Below are 21,314 nucleotides of genomic sequence, written 5' to 3'. Positions count from 1 at the left end.
TCAAAATTGAGCAGAGAGGCGAAACCAGAACTGTCCGTTCGGGTCAATGGGCATGCCGGTGGGGCGCAGATGCGCGCGCGTCCAAGACAAATCAAGCGATGTGGGCCCCACTTGGGTGTTCAGGCCCAAGACCCATCCGGTCATGGTTCCATCGGGCTCTTCTTCGTCGTGGCTGGTCACATGGCCGATGTCGTAACCGGCGTACCACTTCCACTGGACCGCTCGTCCCATCACATCGGCACCCTGGCGCAAGGCCAACTCATTGCGCCAATAAAAGCCCGAGTCACCCGCCAGCGTGGTGTCGGTGAATCCCCGCACCGAACCCAGGCCACCAATGCTGATGCGCTCGCTCGAATAAAGTGATTTTTCGGCGTACTGACCCTGAAGAAAAGTGTTCCAGCTGGTGTTTTCGCCAGCCCATTTGAGGCCTTTGCCATAGTTCAGCGTGAGGGCCAGCTTCTGGTAGTTCGCATCGGGCGCGGCGTACAACAGCTCCTCGGGCAGTGCGTAGTGGTTGCGCTGGCCAATCACCAACCGAGGGGCTGCGGTCAACAGGCCCCCTCCCACCACCATCGAACTTTGCACCCCGAGGCTCAGGGTTTTCGATTTTTGACTGGCCACTTTGACCAGTTCCCCGTCAACGTAGCTGAGGCTGTCCCCGTCCGCAAAACTGGCCGTGACCGCATGCTTGCTGGACTGGTCACGGTAGAAAAGTCGATCAAAGGTCACCTCGGTGGACTCGGATTTTCCTGTGATGTAGAACGGCGTTTCGCGGTAGGGAATGTCGGCACCGATGCTGAATTGAGACTGAGAGAATCTCAGGCCAAAGGTGTTGTAGCCATACGGAATGCTGAGTTGGGCACCGAGACTCTCCGAAAACGCACTGCGTTTCCTGGGCACGGCGGTGATCCAGGTCAAGGAAACAGATTCATTCAGACCCAGCAGCCCCCCAGTCGTCAATGTGGTGCTCGCGTTGTGGCGACCGGTGGACTCGCTGCCCATGTTGTCGGTGCTGAGATTGAGTTCAACGGGGGTGGTCGCCCGATTCGTCAACTCAACCACGGTCAAGCCGGGCTTGCTGCCGGGCAACAATTGCATGGTGACGGCATTGCCCCTGGCCGAATTGAGTTGATCAATCGCCTGCTCAAGATCGCGAATGTTCAGCAGGTCTCCCGACTTCCCTGGAAAAGCCATGCCCCAGTGAACGCGATCACTGTCCTCTCCGCTCATGTCGATGCGCTCAATCCGCCCTTCTTGCACCAGCACCTGGAGCTGGCCGGTGCGCAGATCCTGGGCAGGAAGATAGGCACGGGTGGTGACGAACCCACGCGTCACGTAAAACAGCGTGATGTCACCCATGAGCTGCTGGATTTCGACGGATCCCAGGCACTTGCCAACATATCCACCAGCCAGCGACGATCTCTCTTGGTCTGACATCAATTCCGCCCCCGCAATGGTTACGGTTTGTATGTCTTTGCAAGGGCTCTCAGGCAACGCCACGACCTCTGGCAGCACTTCCTTGAGGTCGACGCCCGAAGGTCGAACGGCAGGCTGGGTTCGTTGCTGCTCAAGGCGCAACCGGTCCTGCTCCTGCCTCAGCAAGTCCTGGGGTGGAACGGCACTGGGTACCCCTTGAGCGAAGGCCGATAAGGCAAAACTGCCTATTGCGATCAGGAGAAATCGGGCCCGAAGGTCCACACGGAAAATCGACTTGTTTTTGACGTTCATCTATCCAGCCTCAACGCTCACTCGAAAACAAAAAAATCCACTCTAAGCCGAGCGGTTCTATACGACAAAAATCAACAAAAATTGAAATCTCGGGATATCTTTGGCTTCGGTGAAATCGGCGTTGCTCTGCACACATTCTCCAATTTCCAATGGCAGCGATGATCAAACCGATCACCGCCAACTCCACGAAAGTGATGCCCGACTGCCCTTGTTAAGCAGATGAAGATTTCCATCTACATTTTTCTATTCCATGACATATATTCAAGATTAAAGGGGGAACAATTTTAGGCATTTGGCGAATCTATTTGGTTATTTGCAACTTGATTGAAGCCAATAAATTCTTCCAAAATTCCTAACATTTCGTCACTTCGTCCTGTGAAATTATTCCGTTTGATTGACGCAGTAGAACCACACAAAAATCAAATAAATTGCCGTCAAGATGGTTTTAAAAGTCAGTTTTTTGGTATTAATACAATGACAAAATTTCCGAACCGCGAATTTTGCTTTAGCTAGGCTTCAATTTCCCCAACTGCTAAACACCTCAGAGTGCACAAGGTTCGCCACCCCGTTGAAGCTTGCAGCATCAAATGGCCTAGGGATCCTCTGTGTCTGGTGCTGTCTTTGGAAAGAGATGAATATCGTCCAGATCGGCAAAGGAGACAGGTGCCATGTGCGACGTCCGCAACCGCAGTCCTGTGCCTGCAGCCCATCTGGTCCCTCTCACGGGCCCCACACGGTATGCCAACTGGAGCGATTCGGCCGACTGACGGAACATGAGCACACTGCATGGGGGCTCCAGTGAAGAGGACAGGCTAAGGAAATGGGTCTCCTAGTTTGGAATGAAAAGCCCTTTCATTTCCTTTCACAATCTTTCATTCCATTTCAAAAAGTCAGCAAAATTGGCAAATTCCAAGGACAGCGGTCGGACTTGGCGTGAAGCCATAACAGCGGTCTGCAGTTCGAGTGATGGATGAGGCCAGCGGAGGGTGAAGCGCCAGAAGCTCAGTGCAGCGCTTGGAGCCTGCGGGGCAGAAGGCTTGCTGCGAGATGAACGCCAATTTCGGGGGTCCTTGTGACCTCTTGACCACATCTGTTAGGGGGGTGCGGCGGAAAACTTGGACAGGTTTATGCCGAAAGTCCGGGGGAAATTCGGTATCGGCGGCAACACATTGGTGCCTTGCGTAGTAGGTGGGCTTTCCCAAACCGAGATCAAAATTCTCAAAAACTGCGTTCAACCAGATGCGCCTTCCTCGATCCACGGTTACAGCATGATCGATTCGGTATTCAGCAAGCCTTGAGTCTTTCTTTCTGTTTATCCAAACAGAAACAATTTGTTTTATCGGTTAAATTTGGCCGGTCCACGGACATCGTTCGCCGTACTGAGCATCGGCACCCAGGGCACCGAACCCTCGCGCAATCCCGCCATACATCGCGCCAGCAAGCGTGGCCATCATCTCTTTTTGCTTGAACGGTCCAGAACCACGCACCGAACAACAGAAACTCCCCGAGGCGCTACACAGGGTGTTGCTTTGGCCTACAAGTTCATGCCTTCTGCGTCGTGCGCCGCCGCATCGATTTTCGCCTTACCAGAGACGATGACCTCCCTCGCGGTTTCGCCGCGCATCCAACAGTCCAGCATGTCCGCCCATACTTGCATGAGGACCCGCCGAGGCCCCGACAATCGAGCATGGTTGTAGGCTGCAGCAACATGATCCTTTTTCTGGTGGGCCAGGCAGGCTTCGACCAAGGCCTCCGGGAAGAGCGCGTCGTTGAGCCGTGACGAGAACGTTCGGCGCAGGTCGTGGACGGAAACCGGCAGAAATGAATCCTGACCAGATGTTCGGTCTTGGTTGATCCGGGTCACCGAAGCAGCGATCGTCCGGTTCAGGGTGGCCTGGCTGATCGGCTCGGCGGAGTCATAGCGGCTTGGATGGACAAATTTGCTCGATGGGAAGCAGGTTCGAAGCGTTGTCAGGATGTCCAGGGCCTGCTCTGCCAGATACACCGTTTGCGGCTTGCCTGCCTTCATCCTCTCGGCAGGGATCCGCCACTGTGCCCGCTCCCAGTCCACTTCCGCCCAGGTAGCCCCGATGAATTCGCCTTTGCGAACACCCGTCAGCAGCAAGAACCTCACAGCCAGGCGCAGTGTCGGCGCGGTGCCAGTCATTTCCAGTCCGTCGATCAAGGTCTTGATTTCATGGCGGCTCAGGTTGCGCTCGCGCGGGACAAACGTCGCGTAGGCCTTCCGCGCGAGCGCCTCAGCCGGATTGGCAATATCGACGCCCTTGCCATTGGCGAACCGGTAGACCTGCAACACCAGTTCCCTGGCGTGCACGGCCGGACCTGGGCCTCGATCTGTCTTGACGCGATCAAGCAACTCACCCAACGCGACCGGCTTGATTTCATCGAGGTTCAGCTTCCCGAACGGGCCAGCCAGGATGCGGTTGTAGATCGAACGCCGCAATGACAGCGTGCTTTCGGCCAGTCGCTCGGCACCGCTCTTGGCGTCGGACTTGAACTCGAAATACCGCGTCGCCCACCGCCCGAAGCTCATGGCGTCGGCTACTTCGCTGCGCTGCTCGACTCTGGCTCGGGCCGGCGACCGCCCAGAACTGACATCGACACGTGCCCGAGCCAGCAGCAGACGCGCCTCCTCCAGCGTCACGTCCATGCCGTAGGCGAGGTGAGATCGCTGGGCGTGACGCGCAACCGGCTCGTGGCGACCAATGGTCAGCGTCTCGCGGCGGCCGCTTAGCCGGTAGTCGTAGCGGAACGACCTGCTGCCGCTGGGCGAGACGACGACATAGAGACCGTTGCCTCCGTCGCTGACCTTGTATGCCCGCTCGCCAGGTTGTAGTTCTCGCAGCTTGGCTTCCGTCAATCCGAGACGCGCTCTCGCGTTCGGCAACCCAATCCGCGCCCGTTCCATCGAGGTTTCCATGACATCTCCGATCCATTCCTTGTCGCAGGACCGCGATACCGTCATGGGTTCTGACGGTATCACTGCAGGCCTGCCAGCTTAGGTGCCCGGATACCGTCAGGTCAACCGTCAGGACGCCTTGGACGTCCTTGGATTCGATGGGACGCCGTGAGACGCTAAGTCCTTGTCCCTACAGCGAAATCGGGTTTTCTTGGGATGCCGGGAAACACCTTGGAACCATCTTGACTCATTCCCACTCGATGGTGGCAGGTGGCTTGCTTGATACGTCGTAGGTCACTCGGTTGATACCGCGCACTTCGTTGATGATGCGACCTGACACTTTCTTGAGCAACGGGTAGGGAAGCTCGGCCCAGTCAGCCGTCATGAAGTCGCTGGTTTGCACCGCACGCAACGCCACCACGTAGTCATAGGTCCGACCATCACCCATTACACCCACGCTCTTTACGGGCAAGAACACGGTGAATGCCTGGCTGGTGAGGTCGTACCAGCTCTTGCCAGAATTGTGGTCGATGGTGGAACGCAACTCTTCGATGAAGATGGCATCGGCCTGGCGCAGCAGATCCGCATATTCTTTCTTCACCTCACCCAGAATGCGCACACCCAATCCTGGCCCGGGAAACGGGTGGCGGTACACCATGTCGTGGGGCAGACCCAACGCCACACCCAGCTCCCGAACTTCGTCCTTGAACAAATCGCGCAGAGGCTCCAGCAGCTTCAGCCCCAGCTGTTCTGGCAGGCCGCCCACGTTGTGGTGGCTCTTGATGACCACGGCCTTCTTGCTCTTGGCTCCGCCAGACTCGATCACATCGGGGTAAATAGTGCCTTGTGCCAACCACTTGGCGCCGTTTGTTGATGCACCACTTGAGATCAGTTTGGCGGCTTCGGCCTTGAACACCTCGACAAATTCGCGACCAATGATCTTGCGTTTCGCCTCAGGATCACTCACACCCACCAGATGGCCGAGGAACTGGTCGGCCGCGTCCACGCGAATCACCTTCGCATGCAACTTGCCGACAAACATGTCCATCACCATGTCGCCTTCGTTCAGGCGGAGCAGACCATGGTCCACAAACACGCAGGTCAGCTGATCGCCAATGGCACGGTGGATCAGCGCCGCAGCCACCGAAGAGTCCACCCCCCCAGACAGTCCCAGGATCACCTCTTCGTCACCCACTTGTTCCTTGATCAAGGCCACCGCTTCAGCGATATGGTCGCGCATGATCCAATCGGGATTGGTCTTGCAGATATCCAGCACGAAGCGCTCCAGCATGGCCTTGCCCTGCACCGTGTGGGTCACTTCGGGGTGGAACTGAACCGCGTAATACCCGCGGGCTTCGTCGGCCATGCCCGCGATGGGGCAGCTGGGCGTAGACGCCATGAGCTTGAAGCCTGGTGGCAGCTCGGTGACCTTGTCGCCATGGCTCATCCAGACCTTGAGCATGCCGTGGCCTTCCGGGGTGTGGAAGTCTGCGATGTCTTTGAGCAAGGCCGTGTGGCCACGAGCTCGCACCTCCGCGTAGCCAAACTCGCGGTGCGAGGACGCCTCAACCTGCCCACCCATTTGCACCGTCATGGCAAACATGCCGTAGCAGATACCGAGTACTGGCGTCCCCAGATCCCATACCGCCTGCGGCGCACGCAAGTCCTGGTCTTCGTAGGTACTGGCGTGGCTGCCCGACAGGATGATCCCTTTAAGCTGACCGTCAGCGGCAAACTCTTTCACCCATTCACTCGACACATCACAAGGATGTACTTCGCAGTAAACATTGGCTTCACGCACACGCCGGGCGATGAGCTGGGTAACCTGGGAGCCGAAATCAAGAATGAGAATTTTCTGGTGTTGCATGGCTGGACAGTGGACTTCAGAAAAAGGAAAGGCCGCCAAGAAAGACGACCCAACGAGTGCGTGACCCCAACCCAGGGCAGCGCGGAACCCCTCCCGCCGGGCCGTCAGTGCCGCCCCCAGGGGTGGTGCAACGCTTCAGACTGCGTGGGGGGCGTTATTCGGCCCGGTAGTTGGGGGCCTCTTTGGTGATCTGCACATCGTGCACATGGCTTTCGCGGATACCCGCCGAGGTGATCTCGACGAACTCCGCCTTGTGGCGCATGTGTTCAATCGTGGGGCAACCGCAATAGCCCATGGATGCACGCAAACCACCAGCCATCTGGAAGATGATCGCAACCACAGAGCCCTTGTAGGGCACACGGCCCTCGATGCCTTCCGGTACCAGCTTGTCAGCGTTGGGGTTGCCCGTGCTGGACTCCTGGAAGTAACGATCGGCGCTGCCTTGCTGCATTGCACCGATTGAACCCATGCCCCGGTAGCTCTTGTAGCTGCGCCCCTGGTACAACACGATTTCGCCGGGCGCCTCTTCAGTGCCCGCAAACATGCCGCCCATCATCACGGTGTTGGCACCGGCCGCGATGGCTTTGGCGATGTCACCGCTGTAACGAATACCGCCGTCAGCAATCATGGGCACGCCAGTGCCTTGCAAGGCCGAGGCCACGTTGTCAATGGCCATGATCTGGGGCACACCCACACCCGCCACGATACGTGTGGTGCAAATGGAACCTGGACCAATGCCCACCTTGACGCCGTCAGCGCCCGCCTCGACCAGTGCCATGGCCGCACCACCTGTGGCGATGTTGCCGCCTATCACGTCGACCTGCGGGAAGTTCTGTTTTACCCAGCGGACCCGGTCGATCACGCCTTTGCTGTGGCCATGCGCCGTGTCCACCACGATCGCGTCTACGCCGGCTTTCACCAAGGCTTCAACACGCTCTTCAGTGCCCTCGCCCACGCCAACCGCAGCCCCCACGCGCAGCTTTCCAGAGGCGTCACGTGCGGCGTTGGGGAAGTTGAGCTGTTTGGTGATGTCTTTGACCGTGATCAGGCCCTTGAGCTCGAAGTTGTCATTCACCAGCAGCAAGCGCTCCAGCTTGTGCTTGTTGAGCAGTGTCTTGGCTTCGGCAGGCGTGGTCCCGTCGGGCATCGTAATCAGGCGCTCACGAGGCGTCATGATTTCGCTGACCGGCAGGTCGTAGCGGGTCTCAAAACGCAGATCGCGACCGCTCACAATGCCGACGACCCTGCCCGCATCCACCACGGGGAACCCCGAAACACCCAGCTCATCTGACAGCTGCATGACCTGGCGCACAGTAGTCTGGGGCGAAATCACCACAGGATCGCGCAGGACACCCGATTCGTAGCGCTTGACCTTCGCCACCTGGGCCGCCTGCTCCTGGGCGGTCAGGTTCTTGTGAATGATGCCAATCCCCCCCTCCTGAGCGATGGCGATCGCCAAGCGGGCTTCTGTCACCGTGTCCATAGCGGCAGAGACCAGCGGCAAATTCAGCTTGATGTTGCGGGAAAACTGGGTCGCAAGCGACGCATCCTTGGGAAGGACCTGAGAATAGGCGGGTACCAACAACACATCGTCGAAGGTGAGCGCTTTGCCGAGTAGGCGCATGAGGAAAGCTCCAAAAACACTATTGTAGCCGCCACCGGATACCCTCCTCAGGACCGGCCCACCCAGAGGCATTGCCGCCAGCCGTCGGAAAAATGCCACCGCTGAGCCCTGGATTGCACACAGATCGCTCTTGCGTCCACGCAAGACCGGGGCGCGCCGTTAAACTTCAAAAATGGCTTACCAAAAACCTCTCTTTCTTCGCACACGATCGATGGCGCTGGTCTTGATGACCTCGGTGATGAGCGTCTCCGCCTTTGCACAATGGCAGTGGATCGACAACACAGGTCGCAAAGTGTTCAGCGACACTGCGCCGCCGCCGGGTATTCCAGACAAGAACATTCTCAAACAGCCCGGTGCGCGGTCTCCTGCCACAACGGCAACCGCCTCTGCGGCTGCCGACGAAAAAACCAAACCAGGCGCAGCGTCTGCACCAGCCTTAGACCCGTCTACCGGAGGCAAGGATGAGGCCTTGGAGGCCAAGAAAAAACAGGCTGAAGTAGCCGCAAAAGCGGAAAAAAAGGCCGCGACTGACCGCCTTGCCAAGGCGCGCGCCGACAATTGCGTCCAAGCCAAACAGGGCAAAGCCACCTACGACTCCGGCGTGCGCGTTGTGATTACCAACGCCAAAGGTGAACGTGAGTTTGTGGACGATGCCAAACGTGCTGAACAAATCAAACGGCTCAATGAAATCATCCAGTCCGACTGTGGCCCGGTAGCCCAGTAAAGACGAGTCAAAAGCGGCTAGCCCCCCCCTGGTACGAACTAACACGGGGGCCGCAGCCGCTAGTATCCCGCCTTGGAGCCCGGGCGCCGTTTCGAAAACAAGCCTGCGCCTTTGGCCCCCTGCCCAGTGAAACGCTCACGCCGTGCGACCTTGGGATCGACGCGCAGCGGACGGTAGGCCTCTACCCGGTCGCCCTCTCGCAAGGCTGCGTCCAGCTCAACAAGCCGACTCCAGATACCCCAGCGCACATCAGATTCAGCGAGGGCAGGAAACCTGCGCCACCAGCCGCCAGCATCAACGGCTTGCTGCACGGTGCTCCCCTCGGCCACCTCGATCGATTGCTCGTGCACCAGGCGTGGCGCAATGGCATACATCAAGATCACTTTCATGCGCCGTAAACCTCATCAGCGCGCTTGACAAACGCATCCACCATGCTTGCAGCAATTTTGTCAAAAACGGGACCTACCAGTTTGGCCAGCGTGGCGCTGGAGAAACCATAGGTCAGGCGAAACTCGACTTTGCAGGCACGTTGGCTGCCATCGCCCAGCGGGGTGAAATCCCAACAGCCCTCGAGTTGCGAAAAGGGGCCATCGACCAGGCGCAGCATGACTTGCCGATCTTCGACATGGGTGTTGCGGGTCGTGAAGCTATGACGCAATCCTCCAATCGACAGACCCACCTTCGCAACCATCTCCCCGGCCTCGCGCTCCATCACCTCGCTGTGATCACACCAAGGCAAAAACTCGGGATAGTGCTGGACGTCGGTCACCAGCGCAAACATTTCGTGTGCGCTGTGCCACAGCAAAACAGATTTCTGAATCGTTTTCATACAATCACTTGGCCATCAAAGATGTCAGCCCCACTTGGGGCGACCTCCAGGCAGCATTTCGCAGCCATTGTATTGGCCCGTTTCGGCCGCATCTGAATACCCATGTCCACCAAGCCATCCAAAACCCCGCTGACCAAGGGCGGGGAGTCCCGAATCGCTGACAACAAGAAGGCGATTTTCAATTACGCCATCGAGGAACGCTTCGAGGCGGGCATGGTGCTGCAAGGTTGGGAGGTCAAGGCCTTGCGCGAAGGCAAGGTCCAGCTCACCGATGGCTATGTGGTGGTTCGCAACGGCGAGCTTTTCCTGATCGGCTGCCAGATCAACCCCCTCAACACGGCGTCCACCCACGTCAGCCCGGACTCTGTCCGGACCAAAAAGCTGTTGTTGCAAAAAGACCAGATTCGCCGCCTCATTGGAAAAATTGAACAAAAGGGATACACCCTTGTCCCACTCAACTTGCACTGGAAGAATGGCAAGGTGAAATGTGAAATTGCCTTGGGCAAAGGCAAAGCCGAGCACGACAAACGGGACACCATCAAAGACCGCGAAGGCAAGCGCGAGGTTGAACGGGCGATGAAAAGCCGCAGTCGCTGACTCCACTTGCACCTTGGGCGGGCCTTTATTTGCTTTGTTGGCCCCGCGTGGCAGCCCGAGGTCCCTGGGCCGCCCAAGGCATCGCACCCCTATTCTGATGGGCAGGCAAGCCAACCAGTCCGCGCTGGTCACGGATGGCCGAGCGCGTCCATGACCTTGTCGATCTCCTGAGCCACGCCCGCCAAACCGGTGTATTCCCCTGCCCGCTCTGCCCGGGGCGGGCCGCTGGCTTCCCCATGGGAATGGAGGAACTCCCTGGCGTCCATGGACATCACGCTGTCGGGCGGCCCATGCCGCTGTGGGGCCTCCACCGAAGGTTCCACAGGCAAGGCAAGGCGCCGCACAGGCAGCTCAAGCACCGGCACATCAACTTTCGGAAGCAATCGTTGTTGAAACGCCGGATCTTTGTAATACCGAATCTTGTCGGACATGACCGGGTGGGCCATGCCCTCCACGATCAGAATCTGACGGTCATCGCCCATGGCCTTCAGCTCCTGCGGCAGCATCAGCGCGCGACGCTCTTCGCTCTCGCTTCGGGTGTAGCTGCTCTCACGTGATCGGCTCCGGCTGATGCTGTCCTTGCGCACCCCGGTGTAACCCAGCATCTCGCTGTACTCATTCGCATCCTGTTGCTCGCGTGGCGCAAAGATGACACGGAGCGCGTGGTTGGTCATGATCGTGCGTGCGTGCTCCTTGCCGTAGGTGGCTTCCAGCTGAGACAAGCTCTGCACAATAGGCATCAGCCGCAGGTTGTAGCCGGCCATGAAGCTCACCGAACTGCTGACAATGTCCATGCGACCAATGCTGGTGAACTCGTCCATCAACAACAGGCATTGGTACTTGAGGCTCGGGTCCGACTGGGGCAGATCTTTGGTGTTCAGGTTGATCAACTGGCTAAAAAACAGATTCAGAATCAAGCGGCTTTCCGCCAGCTTGCTGGGTTGGATGGCCACGTAGACCGTCATGCGTTTGCGTCTGACTTCACGCAGATCAAAATCGTTGGCACTGGTTGCCGCATCCACCACGGGGTTGAGCCAGGGATTGAGCGGCTCCTTGAACGTCCCCATGATGCTGGCCAATGTTTCATTCGCCTGGCCGAGCAAGGTCGAGAACGCGGTGCGAGCGCTCGAACTCAAGTGGGGCCAAGCCGCCAGGTCGCTCAGGTAGGCTTTGATGTCCTGGCCGGGGCGGCCCGATGTCAACCGGTACAGCCCCCCCATGGTCGGCGCAAGCTCCGTTTCTGGAACATCAAAGTGCTCAGCCATGTAGGCTGCTTGTTCAAACGCGTAGAGGGCAAAAGCCACGAAGGCATTCTGGGCCTGGTTGGCCCAGAAGGGATCCTTGTGCAGATCACTGGCCGGGTACAGCATGGCGGCAATGCTCTGCACATCGCTGACACGAAAATTGGGATCGGCGGACACATAGCCCAGCGGGTTCCAGCGGTGCGTGCGGAGGTCTTCCGCAAAGGGATTGAACAGAAAAACGTCCTGGCCATACTTGGCCCTGAAACCGCTGGTGAGATCGAAATTTTCCTGCTTGATGTCGAGCACCACCACGGAATGTTGGTAACTCAGCAAATTGGGCACGACGATACCGACACCTTTTCCTGAGCGCGTCGGTGCAGCCAGAATGACGAACTGTTGGCCATTGAAGTAGAGGTATTTGCCGTCTTTGCGCCCCACCACCAGCGCGGTCTCATCAGCCTTCAACATATTCCGCGACCTTAAGTCACCCATGGTGGCAAACCTGGCTTCGCCGTACAGATGGGGTTTATGGCTCAGAAGCAGCTTCAAGGCCAAGGCCAAAGCGGCGAGCACCGGTACCGCAAAGCCAGCCAGCCCACTGCTCAATACCGTTGCTCGGTAGCTCGCAGCTTGCCCAAAGGTCGTCCAGTAGCGGACGAAGTCCCACGGCCCAAGCTTCGACAGAGGCAGGTCAAGCCTAAGGAAAAGGATCATTCCGCTGAGGTAGCTACCCGCGAAAAAGACCAGAATCAGCAGCAGGCAAGCGACAGCCACACGCAGAGCGGTCATCGGCTTACTGCGACGGGCCGGCGGCCAAGTCCACCAAACGCTTTTGGTAACTGGTCAGTTGCTCGCGCGCCATTTCGAATCGGCATGACTCGGTGGCAGCACCGAGTTCACCAACGGGAACCGCTTGCTCGCGCACTTGGGTGGTGCAACGGGCATCCCTGTAAAGCAACCAGGTGCGGTGGCCGCGATCCATGTGTTTTGCATATGCGGAGGCATATCCTCTGTTCACCTCTTGCAACAAGCTGTCGCGCCGCCCGTTTCGCAGCTCCCGCAGCAGGGACAACAACTGGCGATCCAATTCGATGCGCGATTTTCGGCAATCGATCAAACCCGCTGCGGAGCCCGCGCACCCTGCCTCAGCGAGATCGGGGACCTCTTGCCGGCCCAGGCCGGATTGGTGAATCCACTTCGATGCCTGCTTGGCGTAGCAATACACCTGGTGCCGAGCAGCCCCGCGTTCGTCCCGAGACTTCAGGTTCACGCATCCGGGCAGAGCAGCCGAAATCGCGCCAACATTCGACAGCGGCACCACCTGGAAATACTTGCCTGTCTTCGCATCCATCTGGTACAGGCTTGTGATCGCCTGGCCTGTGTCCCCTGTGAGCATTCGGGTCACGACGAAGTCCAACTGCCCATCGCCATTGAAATCCTTAAAGGACAGCCAGTGATTGCGATCAATGGCTTCCTTAGGCATTTCGAAAGCATGGGGCAATGCTTGAATCTCCCGTCCTTCGCGCCTCACCACGATAAAGCCAGCGCCCAGGACATTTTCATCGGGCCCGGGTTCGTCACCCAACTCAAAATCGAAATGCAACGGAGGCCCATCGGCACCCACCTGCTGTGTCATGGGCGAAAAACCACGGTCCAGCACTGACGGAATCCATCCGGCACACCCAGAAATCGCCGCGATTGCGACCCCCGCCGCGCAAAACCGTATCGCCCTGCCCACCCTCGACATCAAAACCATGTTCTCTCCCATTTACAACAAAGCTTGCGGCCATCACCCACCGGGGAAGCGCCCAAAAAACGCGCTGATCCTTTGCCTCAGCGACCTACACACAGCGTTCGTACACAAAGGAGTCCACTCGCTCAGCCACCCCATCAAAAGAACGTTTGAACCACCGCAACTCCTTTTTGTCGAGCTCCATGATGTAAGTCTCCAGCACCTTCGGCGCCTCGTAGGGATACACATCCACCAGCCCTTGCAGGCGCCAGATGTTGCGCTTGCGCGGCCGCGATTCGGTGACGAACACGACCGTGTGCTGCCCCATGCCTTTTAGATCGAGCAGCTGTGTGTGGGTGATTTGAAGGGTTCCCGGATGCAACTCACCCAGGCCTTCGCGTTGAACCCGAGCACATTGCTGAGCACCCTGCTCGCTCTTGGGATACCAGACACCACGGAGCTCCAGAGGCGTCAACGCCGAGATCGTCTGCGCGAGCGCCGGCCCCAAGGGCATGAGGACGCCGAGGAATACAGCCAGGGCGTGTACCCAAACGCGGTGCCGTTGGAGTTTCATGCTCATGAGTCGAGAGTCAGCTTGCGTTGCGGATCAAAATCAATCCCGGTGATGAAGCGCTTTCCAGCGTGCGCTTTGATGTGGACCACGACGTCGATGGTCAGCATCAGCAGCCGCTTGATTTCGGGAAAGGCCAGACCGGAGCCCTCAGGCGAGGCCTTCACCATCAAGGCCATTTGATCCCAGGTCTGGGAGGTGCTGCCGGCATGGCAACTGGTGATGGAGCCAGGGTGCCCCGACGCGCAGTTGCGAATGTAGTAGAACGACTCGTCACCTCGAACTTCAGCCAAAATAATGCGATCGGGTTTCATTCGCAAACAGGCTTCCATGCACCCTTTAGCCGATACATTGGCAGTTCCCTGCCCGCCTCGAGAATAAATAAGGTGAACACGGTTGGGCTGCTCAATGAACAGCTCACGGGCATCTTCAATCGTGATCAGCCGCTCATCGTCGGGGATATGGGTCACCAACGATTTCATGAAGGTGGTTTTTCCGCTGCCTGTGGCACCGGACACCACGATGTTCTTCTTGTAGTGCACGGCCTTGCTGAAGAAGCCGTGGTAGTTCCGTTGCCGCTTGAGCTCGATCAGCTCCTGGTCGAGCTCAGTGATCCTCCCGTCGTCTTCCAAAATTTGATCAAAGAAGCCATCGTCCTGGTACTGCGCCAACGACTTGGTGTACCTTGACGGTAGCCGGATCGTGATCGACACGTGATCGGCCGGCACAGCGGGCGGGAGCACAAACTGAGCCCGTTGGCCGGTGGGAAAGGTCAACGACACAACCGGGTCCACGTTGGTGATGCGCTGGCCCGTGCGGCTCTCGTTGACCACCGTGGTGCAAAACTGCCTGGCACGATCAAAAGTCAAGCCTGGCACATTCACCAACCTCCATCCGGCCACCGTCTCCAGAAAGACTTCACCTGGCTGGTTGATACAAATTTCCGTGACGGTTGGATCCCTCAGAAACTCGGTAATCCCCAGGACATGGTATTGGTAGTCCAGAAACTCCGAGGAGATGTTGGCTATCGGTTCGTCGTTGTACTGATCAGTCATGCTGGCAACAAGGTCCGTCAGCGCATCACCGTCGAAAAGTCGATATCACGCGCGGCAAAAATGTTCAGCACCGTGCCATTGAGCACTGTGACCGTGGCCTTGCGGTTGGCTGAGCGTGCAAGAAGATCGGTTGCCGCTTTTTTGGTGGTACTCACCGTCTGCGATTCCCAAGGATCCACCCGGACCGAAGCCAATCGCCCATCGCTGTCGTATTGGGCGGTGGTTTGGCCACTCACATTTTCGCGGTCAGCAAATTTCTGCGCCCCAATATCGACCGCATCGGCCAACATGCTGACCAAGAAAGCCGAGCCAAGCCGTTCGCCCCAATGCCCGTTGTATTCACCGGGCACACCTGTGCCACCCAAAGCGTCTGTACCCGCACTGTCAATGCGGACGTCCAGCCCGGTGGTGGTCAGGATTCGGGTCCAAAGAATGCCAATCCGGTCATAGTGCTCGTCTGCGTATTTGTATTCGCCGCTCACTTTGGAGCCTTTGTCGATCAGGAGTCGGCGCCCGTTGACCGAGTAGATTGGCTCGGTCACGATGCAGGATGTCATGCCGGCAAGCGTAGAAACCACTTTGGTTTCAAGAGAACAGCGGATGAAGGTGCCACGCGTGAGCGTGAAGTCGGCATTGGCCAAAGCCTCAACCGCACCCCGCTTCACAGCAGAGAACTCATCCTGGAAGAAGGGATTTTTCTTGCCCTTGTCGCTCGCCGCGACCAGATTGTCCTGGCTGGCCATGCGCCGCTGGAGCAGGTCGTCACGCTCTTCCGGCCTGGCCACTGCCGTGTCTGACTGCATGGGCATGGGCAGCGGCGCCGTGGCTGCGGCCAGTTTCTGCTCCTCCACGGGGGGCAGCTTGAGGATTGGCTTCTCGGGTACCACCACTTCTTCATACGTCTGCGATTGCTTTTTGTCATCGTCGGCAGAAAACGCATTGCTGGCGACCCAGAGTGTCATACCGATCGCGGCCAGCGAGACCAGGACGATATAAGCCACAGCGGTCTTGTTCACGCCACGCGACAAACCGGACGACAGCTTGGGCATGTTGTTGTTGAGCACCGGACCCTGACCCGTTGTCTGTTTGGGGAATTGCTGACTCATTTGTTTCTCCTCAAGCCCACCACGTCACTGCCCATGCGCATCACCAAATAGGGATACACGCCCAAAACCACCACCACGTTCTTCTCACTTTTCGTGTTCACCAGAAACTCATCGCCGGATCGCTCGTTGCGCCCGAACACGGCTGGAAAATTGGCCAGCGGCGGCAAATGGATGTAGGTGAATTGCTGGTTGTCGTACACCCGGGTCGGAACGATAGTTGAATCGCTTCGGACAGTGGAGTAGTCGTAGTTGAGGTGGTACGTTCCCTGCGAGTCCAGGGCAGCAGCCGATGGCGACAGAACGGTATTGGCAGCGGCCATGCTGCTGGCCTTGTCTGGCGCCTCCGATGGGTAGACAAAACGCACCTTGTAAAAGACGCCCGCACTCTTGGCTTCTTCGAGCGTCTTCCACTTGGTTGCTGAAACACGCAGGTCCAGCAAATACGAGCGCATGTTGGTGCGGATGTACATGTTGGTGTCCACGTCCACATTCCTTGGTCGGATGTAGAAAATGTTGTCGCGTCTGACCAGTTCCCAGCCATCGCTGAAGCCGGTGCCAAAGTCCTTGATCTGCTCCTGCGGACTGATTTCAATCTGGGTCGCAATACCCAGGCCAGTGTTGACCCTCACCACCTGATCCACCTGGTAAGGCACTTCGCGCACTTCTTGCGCCTGTGTCAACCCTGACCACACCAGGGTCGGTGCCAGAATTGAACCCCATACGGAATGCAGCAGACGGCTGTGTGTTTTCATGGTTTGAGAATCCCTGTTCATTTCAATCACGGCCCTTGACGCGGCGTGGCCGGTGCGCCGGGCAAGGTATTGGCGGCTGGCTGTGCCGTTTCGGCAGAGGTGCCGGCGTCGGCCCCGCGGAACTGAATGCCCGCCTCCTCGTTCAGCAGAGGTATGCCCACATCCTGCTGTGTCGCTTTGAACACCGGTGCGTTGAACTCGTCGTCCACTTTGAAAGCGGTGACCTGAAACCCCAACGGGTTGCGCATTCGAAGGGCTTCACTCATCTTGAGGTTGGACTTGAACTCGTACCGCAACGTCGCCACGTGGCTACTGAGGTACTCGCTCTTGCCTGTGCGTTTGTCGAATTTCCACTGCTCAAACCGGACTGTGGCACCCGTTGGACGCGCCCCTCGCTCTTCGTCGAGCCCGTTGAATACAATGCTGTTGACCTTGATTCGGATGGCGTTCTCTCGTCCCCATTTCCTTTCGGGACTGTTTGCCGTGCCATCAAACTGGCTCACAAACAACCCGCGAACCGCATCGTTCGACATGGAGGAAACGTATTCCCAGTCATGTTCGTTGATCGTGTCCCAGTCATATCCTTCGCGCGCCTGGACAAAACGGGAGACATAGCTTCTGTTGAGGGCTTCACTGGCGTAAATGCCCGAAGCGGCGACATCGTCACGCAAATAGCTCACGGTGCTGGTGCTGCGCTTCAGGTCAACCGTGACCAGATAGGGAACCTTTTCCTTGAGAGGCAGCATGTATGCGATGGAGCCCACCAGACATACCGTCACAAACATTGAGCTCATCGCCACAATCCAGGCCCTGCGCTCACTGCGCTTGACCATCGACACGACGTTCGACTCAAAATCCATGGACTTCTTCAAGACTTCTTGAGTCGCTTCAGTCAAACCACGCTTGAACACTGCCATATCACCCCTGAAAACCTGCAAACCTGTCGGTGTTTCGAATGCACGCCCACATCAAGGCATGCGCGACACAAGCAAACTCTTGTTACCCAACACTTGTATGCGCAGCTTCTGGGCTGCGTAGGTGCGGCGCACCGCATTCAGGGCGCGTTGCAGGTTGTTGTCCTTGATCGGCTCGAGCCCACTCACCAAGGTGAGATCGGCCGGGTATTGCCAGTCCAGCGACCCGCCATTTTCCTTGGCCCAGCGCTCCAGCAACATGCGCAAAGTGGAATCCGTGGGCAGCATCTGATACTTGTGCAGCTCCGCCTCTTCCTTCAGCGGAATCTCCTTGGGTACATCGCCCAAAGCATTCACGGGTTTCCAGTTGTCGGCCATATCGACTGCCAAAGGTGCTGCACAGGCTTGCAATAGGGCTACCAACACGGTGGTGACAACCACCCGGGTAGCAGAAACAACGCGAACACTCTTCATGATTGCCCATTCAATCTGTTTTTTTTTACGCTATCGCAGCATGTGGACACCCGCATCTGGACCCACCACCACACACCTCGAAAGCCCACCTTGCTTTTCATCTGCCAAGAGCCAGTCTGTGCACGGTGTACACGGTTATTTGAAAAGCGATCTCAAAGCGCAGAAAACCGTGAACATGACCCATCGAGCGGGCGCTGCTTGCTATATCCGCAGAGTCATGGCAGGTCAGTTCGGTGGCCGGCAGGCCCTAGCCTTTCAGCGCTTCAAAGATGGAAAGCATAGGCTGATCGTACTGCTTTTGTAGCGAGCACCTGGCACTTTTTTTATTCTTTATTGTTACATTAAGCGTGAAGCCAACGAAACCAATGGCTTACACCGTGTGCACCAAAAAACAATGGATCGCGCGCGGGCGCACGCTCCCGAGCGCCATCAAGGCACTGGGTTGATCAAAAGTGGATGAGCATGGGTGGCCCGCTGCCCGACCAGCCGCCAGGAAGGACCTCGGCGCGAGCGTTTAACGGCCCCACAGTGGCACTTCGGCCACTCTAGCCAGGAAGAGCGTGGCTGCCCAGGGCCGGAATGGCCGCGTCCCCCTGAGCGGACGCTTTCACACCAGACCGCGCAATGGATGTTCTTGTTCGGGCCAAGGACTCTCGAAGAACGGACCCACCATGGCGGGCGTCACTTCGTCAATCCGCCCGGGATTCCAGCGAGGCTGGTGATCCTTGTCCACCGCCAGTGCCCGAATGCCCTCAACGGTTTCCGTCTGCGCACCGCTGCGGCCAAGGTGGGTCATGTTGAAACTGCGGTAAACCATACCCCGCTCCATACGCAGGTCGTCGGCCAGGCTCATGGTTCTCGCGCGCCGGATTTGTTCAAGCACCACGTGCAGCATCAGCGGTGAGCGCTTGCGCAAGGTGGCCGCGGTCTCGTTGGCCCAGCTACTGCCTTGGGCGTCAAGAGCCACCAGGATCGCCGGGACGTCACCCAATGCAAAGACACGATTAATGTCCAGCAAGGGCAGGTTGGCTCGCTCAACGTTTTTTTGCAGGTGGTTCTGACACCAGCGCTCGACGGCCTCTCCGCTTTCATAAGGCGTGCGCCCCAGGCTGTCCCAGAGGCCCGCCAGTCGCCCGCTTTCCATGAGCGCGTCGGCCAATCCCGCCGCCACAGCTTCGGAACCGTTGAGCATATGGCCTGTCAAAGCCAGGTATTCACCCAGATGGCCTGGACAGCGGCTCAGGAAGTAGCCGCCACCCACATCCGGGAACAGACCGATACCGGTTTCTGGCATGGCCAACTTGCTGCGCTCGGTGACGATGCGCAGACTGGCGCCCTGGCTGATGCCCATACCCCCGCCCATCACAATGCCATCCATGAATGCAATGTAGGGTTTTGGGTAGGTGTGAATCAGGTGGTTGAGCGCATATTCCTCGGTAAAGAATGCGTCCAGACGGTCATCTCCCGCCAGCGCCGCTTCGTGAAAAAACCGAATATCGCCACCCGCGCAAAAAGAACCAAATGGCCCGTCTTTGCCCATGCCCCGAATCACCACCGCCAATACGTGGGTATCCTCTCGCCAAACTTTCAGTGCCTGGGTCAGCGACCGCACCATTTCCAGCGACAAGGCGTTGAGCGCTTTTGGCCTGTTCAGTGTGATGCATCCGACACGCCCTCTGACTTCAGTCTGCACAAAAGAATCAGAGGCGGATGCTAAGGGGGTGCTCATGGGGCAATACTCCGGGGTGGTGTCGGTGGCAAAAGGTCGGGGCCTGGGAGGCTTGCGGATCCAAAGGGGCTTTGTGAGATGAAGGTCCTGAAACGTGTGGCGAAATGCAGGCAGTGAAGTCAGTCAATCACCTCGACAGTACCCCATTCCGCTCGTGATGGCCCTCGACCCAATGAGAAGTGGCTTGGGGATCGGATTCATCAGCATCGCGCTTAGACCAGCCGTCCAGGCTGATCATCTTTGAGCGTCATCAGGGGTGCCGCAGCTTCGTTGATCGCCATGTGAACACTTGTATGCGGTGCAAGGGATTCATTCGAGGGGAAGGCGCTAACCCCGCTCTCGGCATCAGGCGTCAACTCGGGCGCAGAGGCCGAGAGGGTATGGATGCGTGAAGCGCCAACCCGCGAATGCCACCCGAGCATTTCATTGCCCACCAAGGCAAAAATGACCACTCCGCCACCCAACAACACCTGACTGCCAGGGGCCTCATGGACGAAAAGCCAAGGCCAAAGAATGCCAAAGATCACTTCCAGCAAACCGAGCAGCGACACCTCTGGCGCCTTCAACGTGCGAGCTGCAATCACGGCAAGCATGCACGGCATGGCCAATTGCGTCAGGCCCAGCAACGATAGCCACAGGAGGTCGCCGCTCGTTGCCTGAAAAGGCTGAGAAGGCATCCAGGTGTAGACGCAACTCAAACACGCGCCCACCAAGACCGCAGGTACCAGGTCGATACGTTGACCGTGCTGCTGGCTGCGTTGCACGAGGGTCCAGTTCAATGCTCCGGCCACGGGCACACACAAGGCTATCAAGGAGCCCAGCACCAGCTGATGGGCCTGGGCCTGATCGCTTTGCATCAAGTCGACCACCTGTCCGCCGTACATGTAGGCCATGCCTCCACCGGCCAGCACAATGGCCCCCCACACGCGGGCGTGCAATCGCTGTCCGTTCACCAGCCAGGCCAGGACCGCTGTGAAGAGCGGCCCGACCGACATGATGATGAGCACATTGGCCACGCTCGTGAAGGTGAGACCCAGCATGAATGCCGTGAACATCACGCTCCAGCACACGCCGGAAAGCCAGAAGGTTCTTGACGCGGGAAACAGGCCCCAATGGTGGTGCACCCACTGCGTGGCGCGGTGCCGCTCGGCCCAAGGTGAAGCCTCAGCCTTTCCGTGAGAACGCGTCGCCTGGCGCCACACGGGCAACATGAACAACAGCGACAGCACTGTAAAAGCGCTGCGCCAGAAGGTCACCTCGAAACGCACAGCCGATTCCAGCTGACGCGAAACGACGCCAGCAGAAGACCACAGCAAAGCCGCGACCACCATCAAGGCGACGGCCTGGGTATGGCTGAGCGATCGGTTCTGGCCCATCATGGCAGCTTACGGCCTGTTCACAACGACCGTGGTCGGGGCGATGGTCAACACCAGCACCTCGACCCGGTT

At 58.1% G+C, this 21,314-nt stretch carries 18 protein-coding genes; 2 read left to right on the top strand and 16 right to left on the bottom strand.

The window, feature by feature from the left end; translation table 11 throughout:
- The 4 genes from E5678_RS05460 to guaB all read right to left on the bottom strand — a co-directional run bounded on the left by E5678_RS05460 (position 1) and on the right by guaB (position 8,139).
- Positions 1 to 1,728 (bottom strand): ShlB/FhaC/HecB family hemolysin secretion/activation protein, encoded by a 1,728-nt coding sequence (locus E5678_RS05460; protein ID WP_136177581.1) that lies wholly within the window; start codon positions 1,726 to 1,728, stop codon positions 1 to 3.
- A gap of 1,534 nt (positions 1,729 to 3,262) precedes the next feature.
- Positions 3,263 to 4,669, bottom strand: a complete 1,407-nt coding sequence (locus E5678_RS05455) for a site-specific integrase (RefSeq protein WP_247596921.1) — start codon at positions 4,667 to 4,669, stop codon at positions 3,263 to 3,265.
- Between the two features lie 226 nt (positions 4,670 to 4,895).
- The gene (guaA, locus tag E5678_RS05450) at positions 4,896 to 6,515 is read right to left on the bottom strand and encodes a glutamine-hydrolyzing GMP synthase (RefSeq protein ID WP_136177580.1); all 1,620 of its coding nucleotides are present in this window, start codon (positions 6,513 to 6,515) and stop codon (positions 4,896 to 4,898) included.
- A 154-nt stretch (positions 6,516 to 6,669) separates the two neighbouring features.
- A complete protein-coding gene (gene guaB, locus E5678_RS05445; protein ID WP_136177579.1) occupies positions 6,670 to 8,139 on the bottom strand; it encodes an IMP dehydrogenase in 1,470 nt (489 codons plus the stop codon).
- Between the two features lie 211 nt (positions 8,140 to 8,350).
- On the opposite strand from guaB, the gene E5678_RS05440 reads away from it, so the two are divergent.
- Positions 8,351 to 8,863: a DUF4124 domain-containing protein gene (locus tag E5678_RS05440; protein ID WP_136180642.1), complete on the top strand. Its 513-nt coding sequence runs from the start codon at positions 8,351 to 8,353 to the stop codon at positions 8,861 to 8,863.
- Between the two features lie 59 nt (positions 8,864 to 8,922).
- On the opposite strand, the gene E5678_RS05435 is transcribed toward E5678_RS05440, so the two are convergent.
- Positions 8,923 to 9,252: an RnfH family protein gene (locus E5678_RS05435; RefSeq protein ID WP_136177578.1), complete on the bottom strand. Its 330-nt coding sequence runs from the start codon at positions 9,250 to 9,252 to the stop codon at positions 8,923 to 8,925.
- Positions 9,249 to 9,692, bottom strand: a complete 444-nt coding sequence (locus E5678_RS05430) for a type II toxin-antitoxin system RatA family toxin (protein ID WP_136177577.1) — start codon at positions 9,690 to 9,692, stop codon at positions 9,249 to 9,251. Before E5678_RS05430 ends, E5678_RS05435 begins: the two co-directional genes overlap by 4 nt.
- A 102-nt stretch (positions 9,693 to 9,794) precedes the next feature.
- On the opposite strand from E5678_RS05430, the gene smpB reads away from it, so the two are divergent.
- Positions 9,795 to 10,289 carry an SsrA-binding protein SmpB gene (smpB, locus tag E5678_RS05425; RefSeq protein ID WP_136177576.1) on the top strand — a complete coding sequence of 165 codons (495 nt, stop codon included), beginning with the start codon at positions 9,795 to 9,797 and terminating at the stop codon, positions 10,287 to 10,289.
- Positions 10,290 to 10,417: 128 nt separating this feature from the next.
- On the opposite strand, the gene E5678_RS05420 is transcribed toward smpB, so the two are convergent.
- The 10 genes from E5678_RS05420 to E5678_RS05375 form a co-directional block, all read right to left on the bottom strand.
- Positions 10,418 to 12,322, bottom strand: a complete 1,905-nt coding sequence (locus E5678_RS05420; protein ID WP_136177575.1) for a type IV secretory system conjugative DNA transfer family protein — start codon at positions 12,320 to 12,322, stop codon at positions 10,418 to 10,420.
- A gap of 4 nt (positions 12,323 to 12,326) precedes the next feature.
- Positions 12,327 to 13,169, bottom strand: coding sequence for a DUF1311 domain-containing protein (locus E5678_RS05415; protein WP_136177574.1), 843 nt, complete (start codon positions 13,167 to 13,169; stop codon positions 12,327 to 12,329).
- Between the two features lie 205 nt (positions 13,170 to 13,374).
- Positions 13,375 to 13,839: a hypothetical protein gene (locus E5678_RS05410; protein ID WP_210731992.1), complete on the bottom strand. Its 465-nt coding sequence runs from the start codon at positions 13,837 to 13,839 to the stop codon at positions 13,375 to 13,377.
- A 2-nt stretch (positions 13,840 to 13,841) separates the two neighbouring features.
- Positions 13,842 to 14,891 (bottom strand): P-type DNA transfer ATPase VirB11, encoded by a 1,050-nt coding sequence (gene virB11 / locus E5678_RS05405; RefSeq protein ID WP_136177572.1) that lies wholly within the window; start codon positions 14,889 to 14,891, stop codon positions 13,842 to 13,844.
- A gap of 17 nt (positions 14,892 to 14,908) precedes the next feature.
- On the bottom strand, positions 14,909 to 15,997 hold the full coding sequence (locus E5678_RS05400) for a TrbI/VirB10 family protein (RefSeq protein ID WP_136177571.1): 1,089 nt from the start codon (positions 15,995 to 15,997) through the stop codon (positions 14,909 to 14,911).
- Positions 15,994 to 16,749, bottom strand: coding sequence for a TrbG/VirB9 family P-type conjugative transfer protein (locus E5678_RS05395; protein WP_136177570.1), 756 nt, complete (start codon positions 16,747 to 16,749; stop codon positions 15,994 to 15,996). Before E5678_RS05395 ends, E5678_RS05400 begins: the two co-directional genes overlap by 4 nt.
- Positions 16,750 to 16,775: 26 nt before the next feature.
- A complete protein-coding gene (locus E5678_RS05390; RefSeq protein ID WP_168708492.1) occupies positions 16,776 to 17,609 on the bottom strand; it encodes a VirB8/TrbF family protein in 834 nt (277 codons plus the stop codon).
- A 108-nt stretch (positions 17,610 to 17,717) separates the two neighbouring features.
- Positions 17,718 to 18,137: a hypothetical protein gene (locus E5678_RS05385; protein WP_136177568.1), complete on the bottom strand. Its 420-nt coding sequence runs from the start codon at positions 18,135 to 18,137 to the stop codon at positions 17,718 to 17,720.
- A gap of 607 nt (positions 18,138 to 18,744) precedes the next feature.
- Positions 18,745 to 19,866, bottom strand: coding sequence for an enoyl-CoA hydratase/isomerase family protein (locus E5678_RS05380; protein ID WP_136177567.1), 1,122 nt, complete (start codon positions 19,864 to 19,866; stop codon positions 18,745 to 18,747).
- Between the two features lie 212 nt (positions 19,867 to 20,078).
- Positions 20,079 to 21,245: a DMT family transporter gene (locus E5678_RS05375; RefSeq protein ID WP_348770372.1), complete on the bottom strand. Its 1,167-nt coding sequence runs from the start codon at positions 21,243 to 21,245 to the stop codon at positions 20,079 to 20,081.
- Positions 21,246 to 21,314 lie beyond the last annotated feature (69 nt).

It is taken from the genome of Hydrogenophaga sp. PAMC20947, assembly GCF_004795855.1.
GTDB lineage: Bacteria > Pseudomonadota > Gammaproteobacteria > Burkholderiales > Burkholderiaceae_C > Hydrogenophaga.
The sequence above is the reverse complement of the archived record's forward strand: the minus strand, read 5'-3'. Positions and strand labels throughout refer to the sequence as shown.

Coding starts and splice junctions, on each gene's coding strand:
- E5678_RS05460 (WP_136177581.1), bottom strand. CDS start 1,728: ATGAACGTCAAAAACAAGTCGATTTTCCGTGTGGACCTTCGGGCCCGA.
- E5678_RS05455 (WP_247596921.1), bottom strand. CDS start 4,669: ATGGAAACCTCGATGGAACGGGCGCGGATTGGGTTGCCGAACGCGAGA.
- guaA (WP_136177580.1), bottom strand. CDS start 6,515: ATGCAACACCAGAAAATTCTCATTCTTGATTTCGGCTCCCAGGTTACC.
- guaB (WP_136177579.1), bottom strand. CDS start 8,139: ATGCGCCTACTCGGCAAAGCGCTCACCTTCGACGATGTGTTGTTGGTA.
- E5678_RS05440 (WP_136180642.1), top strand. CDS start 8,351: ATGGCGCTGGTCTTGATGACCTCGGTGATGAGCGTCTCCGCCTTTGCA.
- E5678_RS05435 (WP_136177578.1), bottom strand. CDS start 9,252: ATGAAAGTGATCTTGATGTATGCCATTGCGCCACGCCTGGTGCACGAG.
- E5678_RS05430 (WP_136177577.1), bottom strand. CDS start 9,692: ATGAAAACGATTCAGAAATCTGTTTTGCTGTGGCACAGCGCACACGAA.
- smpB (WP_136177576.1), top strand. CDS start 9,795: ATGTCCACCAAGCCATCCAAAACCCCGCTGACCAAGGGCGGGGAGTCC.
- E5678_RS05420 (WP_136177575.1), bottom strand. CDS start 12,322: ATGACCGCTCTGCGTGTGGCTGTCGCTTGCCTGCTGCTGATTCTGGTC.
- E5678_RS05415 (WP_136177574.1), bottom strand. CDS start 13,169: ATGACACAGCAGGTGGGTGCCGATGGGCCTCCGTTGCATTTCGATTTT.
- E5678_RS05410 (WP_210731992.1), bottom strand. CDS start 13,839: ATGAAACTCCAACGGCACCGCGTTTGGGTACACGCCCTGGCTGTATTC.
- virB11 (WP_136177572.1), bottom strand. CDS start 14,891: ATGACTGATCAGTACAACGACGAACCGATAGCCAACATCTCCTCGGAG.
- E5678_RS05400 (WP_136177571.1), bottom strand. CDS start 15,997: ATGAGTCAGCAATTCCCCAAACAGACAACGGGTCAGGGTCCGGTGCTC.
- E5678_RS05395 (WP_136177570.1), bottom strand. CDS start 16,749: ATGAAAACACACAGCCGTCTGCTGCATTCCGTATGGGGTTCAATTCTG.
- E5678_RS05390 (WP_168708492.1), bottom strand. CDS start 17,609: ATGGATTTTGAGTCGAACGTCGTGTCGATGGTCAAGCGCAGTGAGCGC.
- E5678_RS05385 (WP_136177568.1), bottom strand. CDS start 18,137: ATGAAGAGTGTTCGCGTTGTTTCTGCTACCCGGGTGGTTGTCACCACC.
- E5678_RS05380 (WP_136177567.1), bottom strand. CDS start 19,866: ATGAGCACCCCCTTAGCATCCGCCTCTGATTCTTTTGTGCAGACTGAA.
- E5678_RS05375 (WP_348770372.1), bottom strand. CDS start 21,245: ATGATGGGCCAGAACCGATCGCTCAGCCATACCCAGGCCGTCGCCTTG.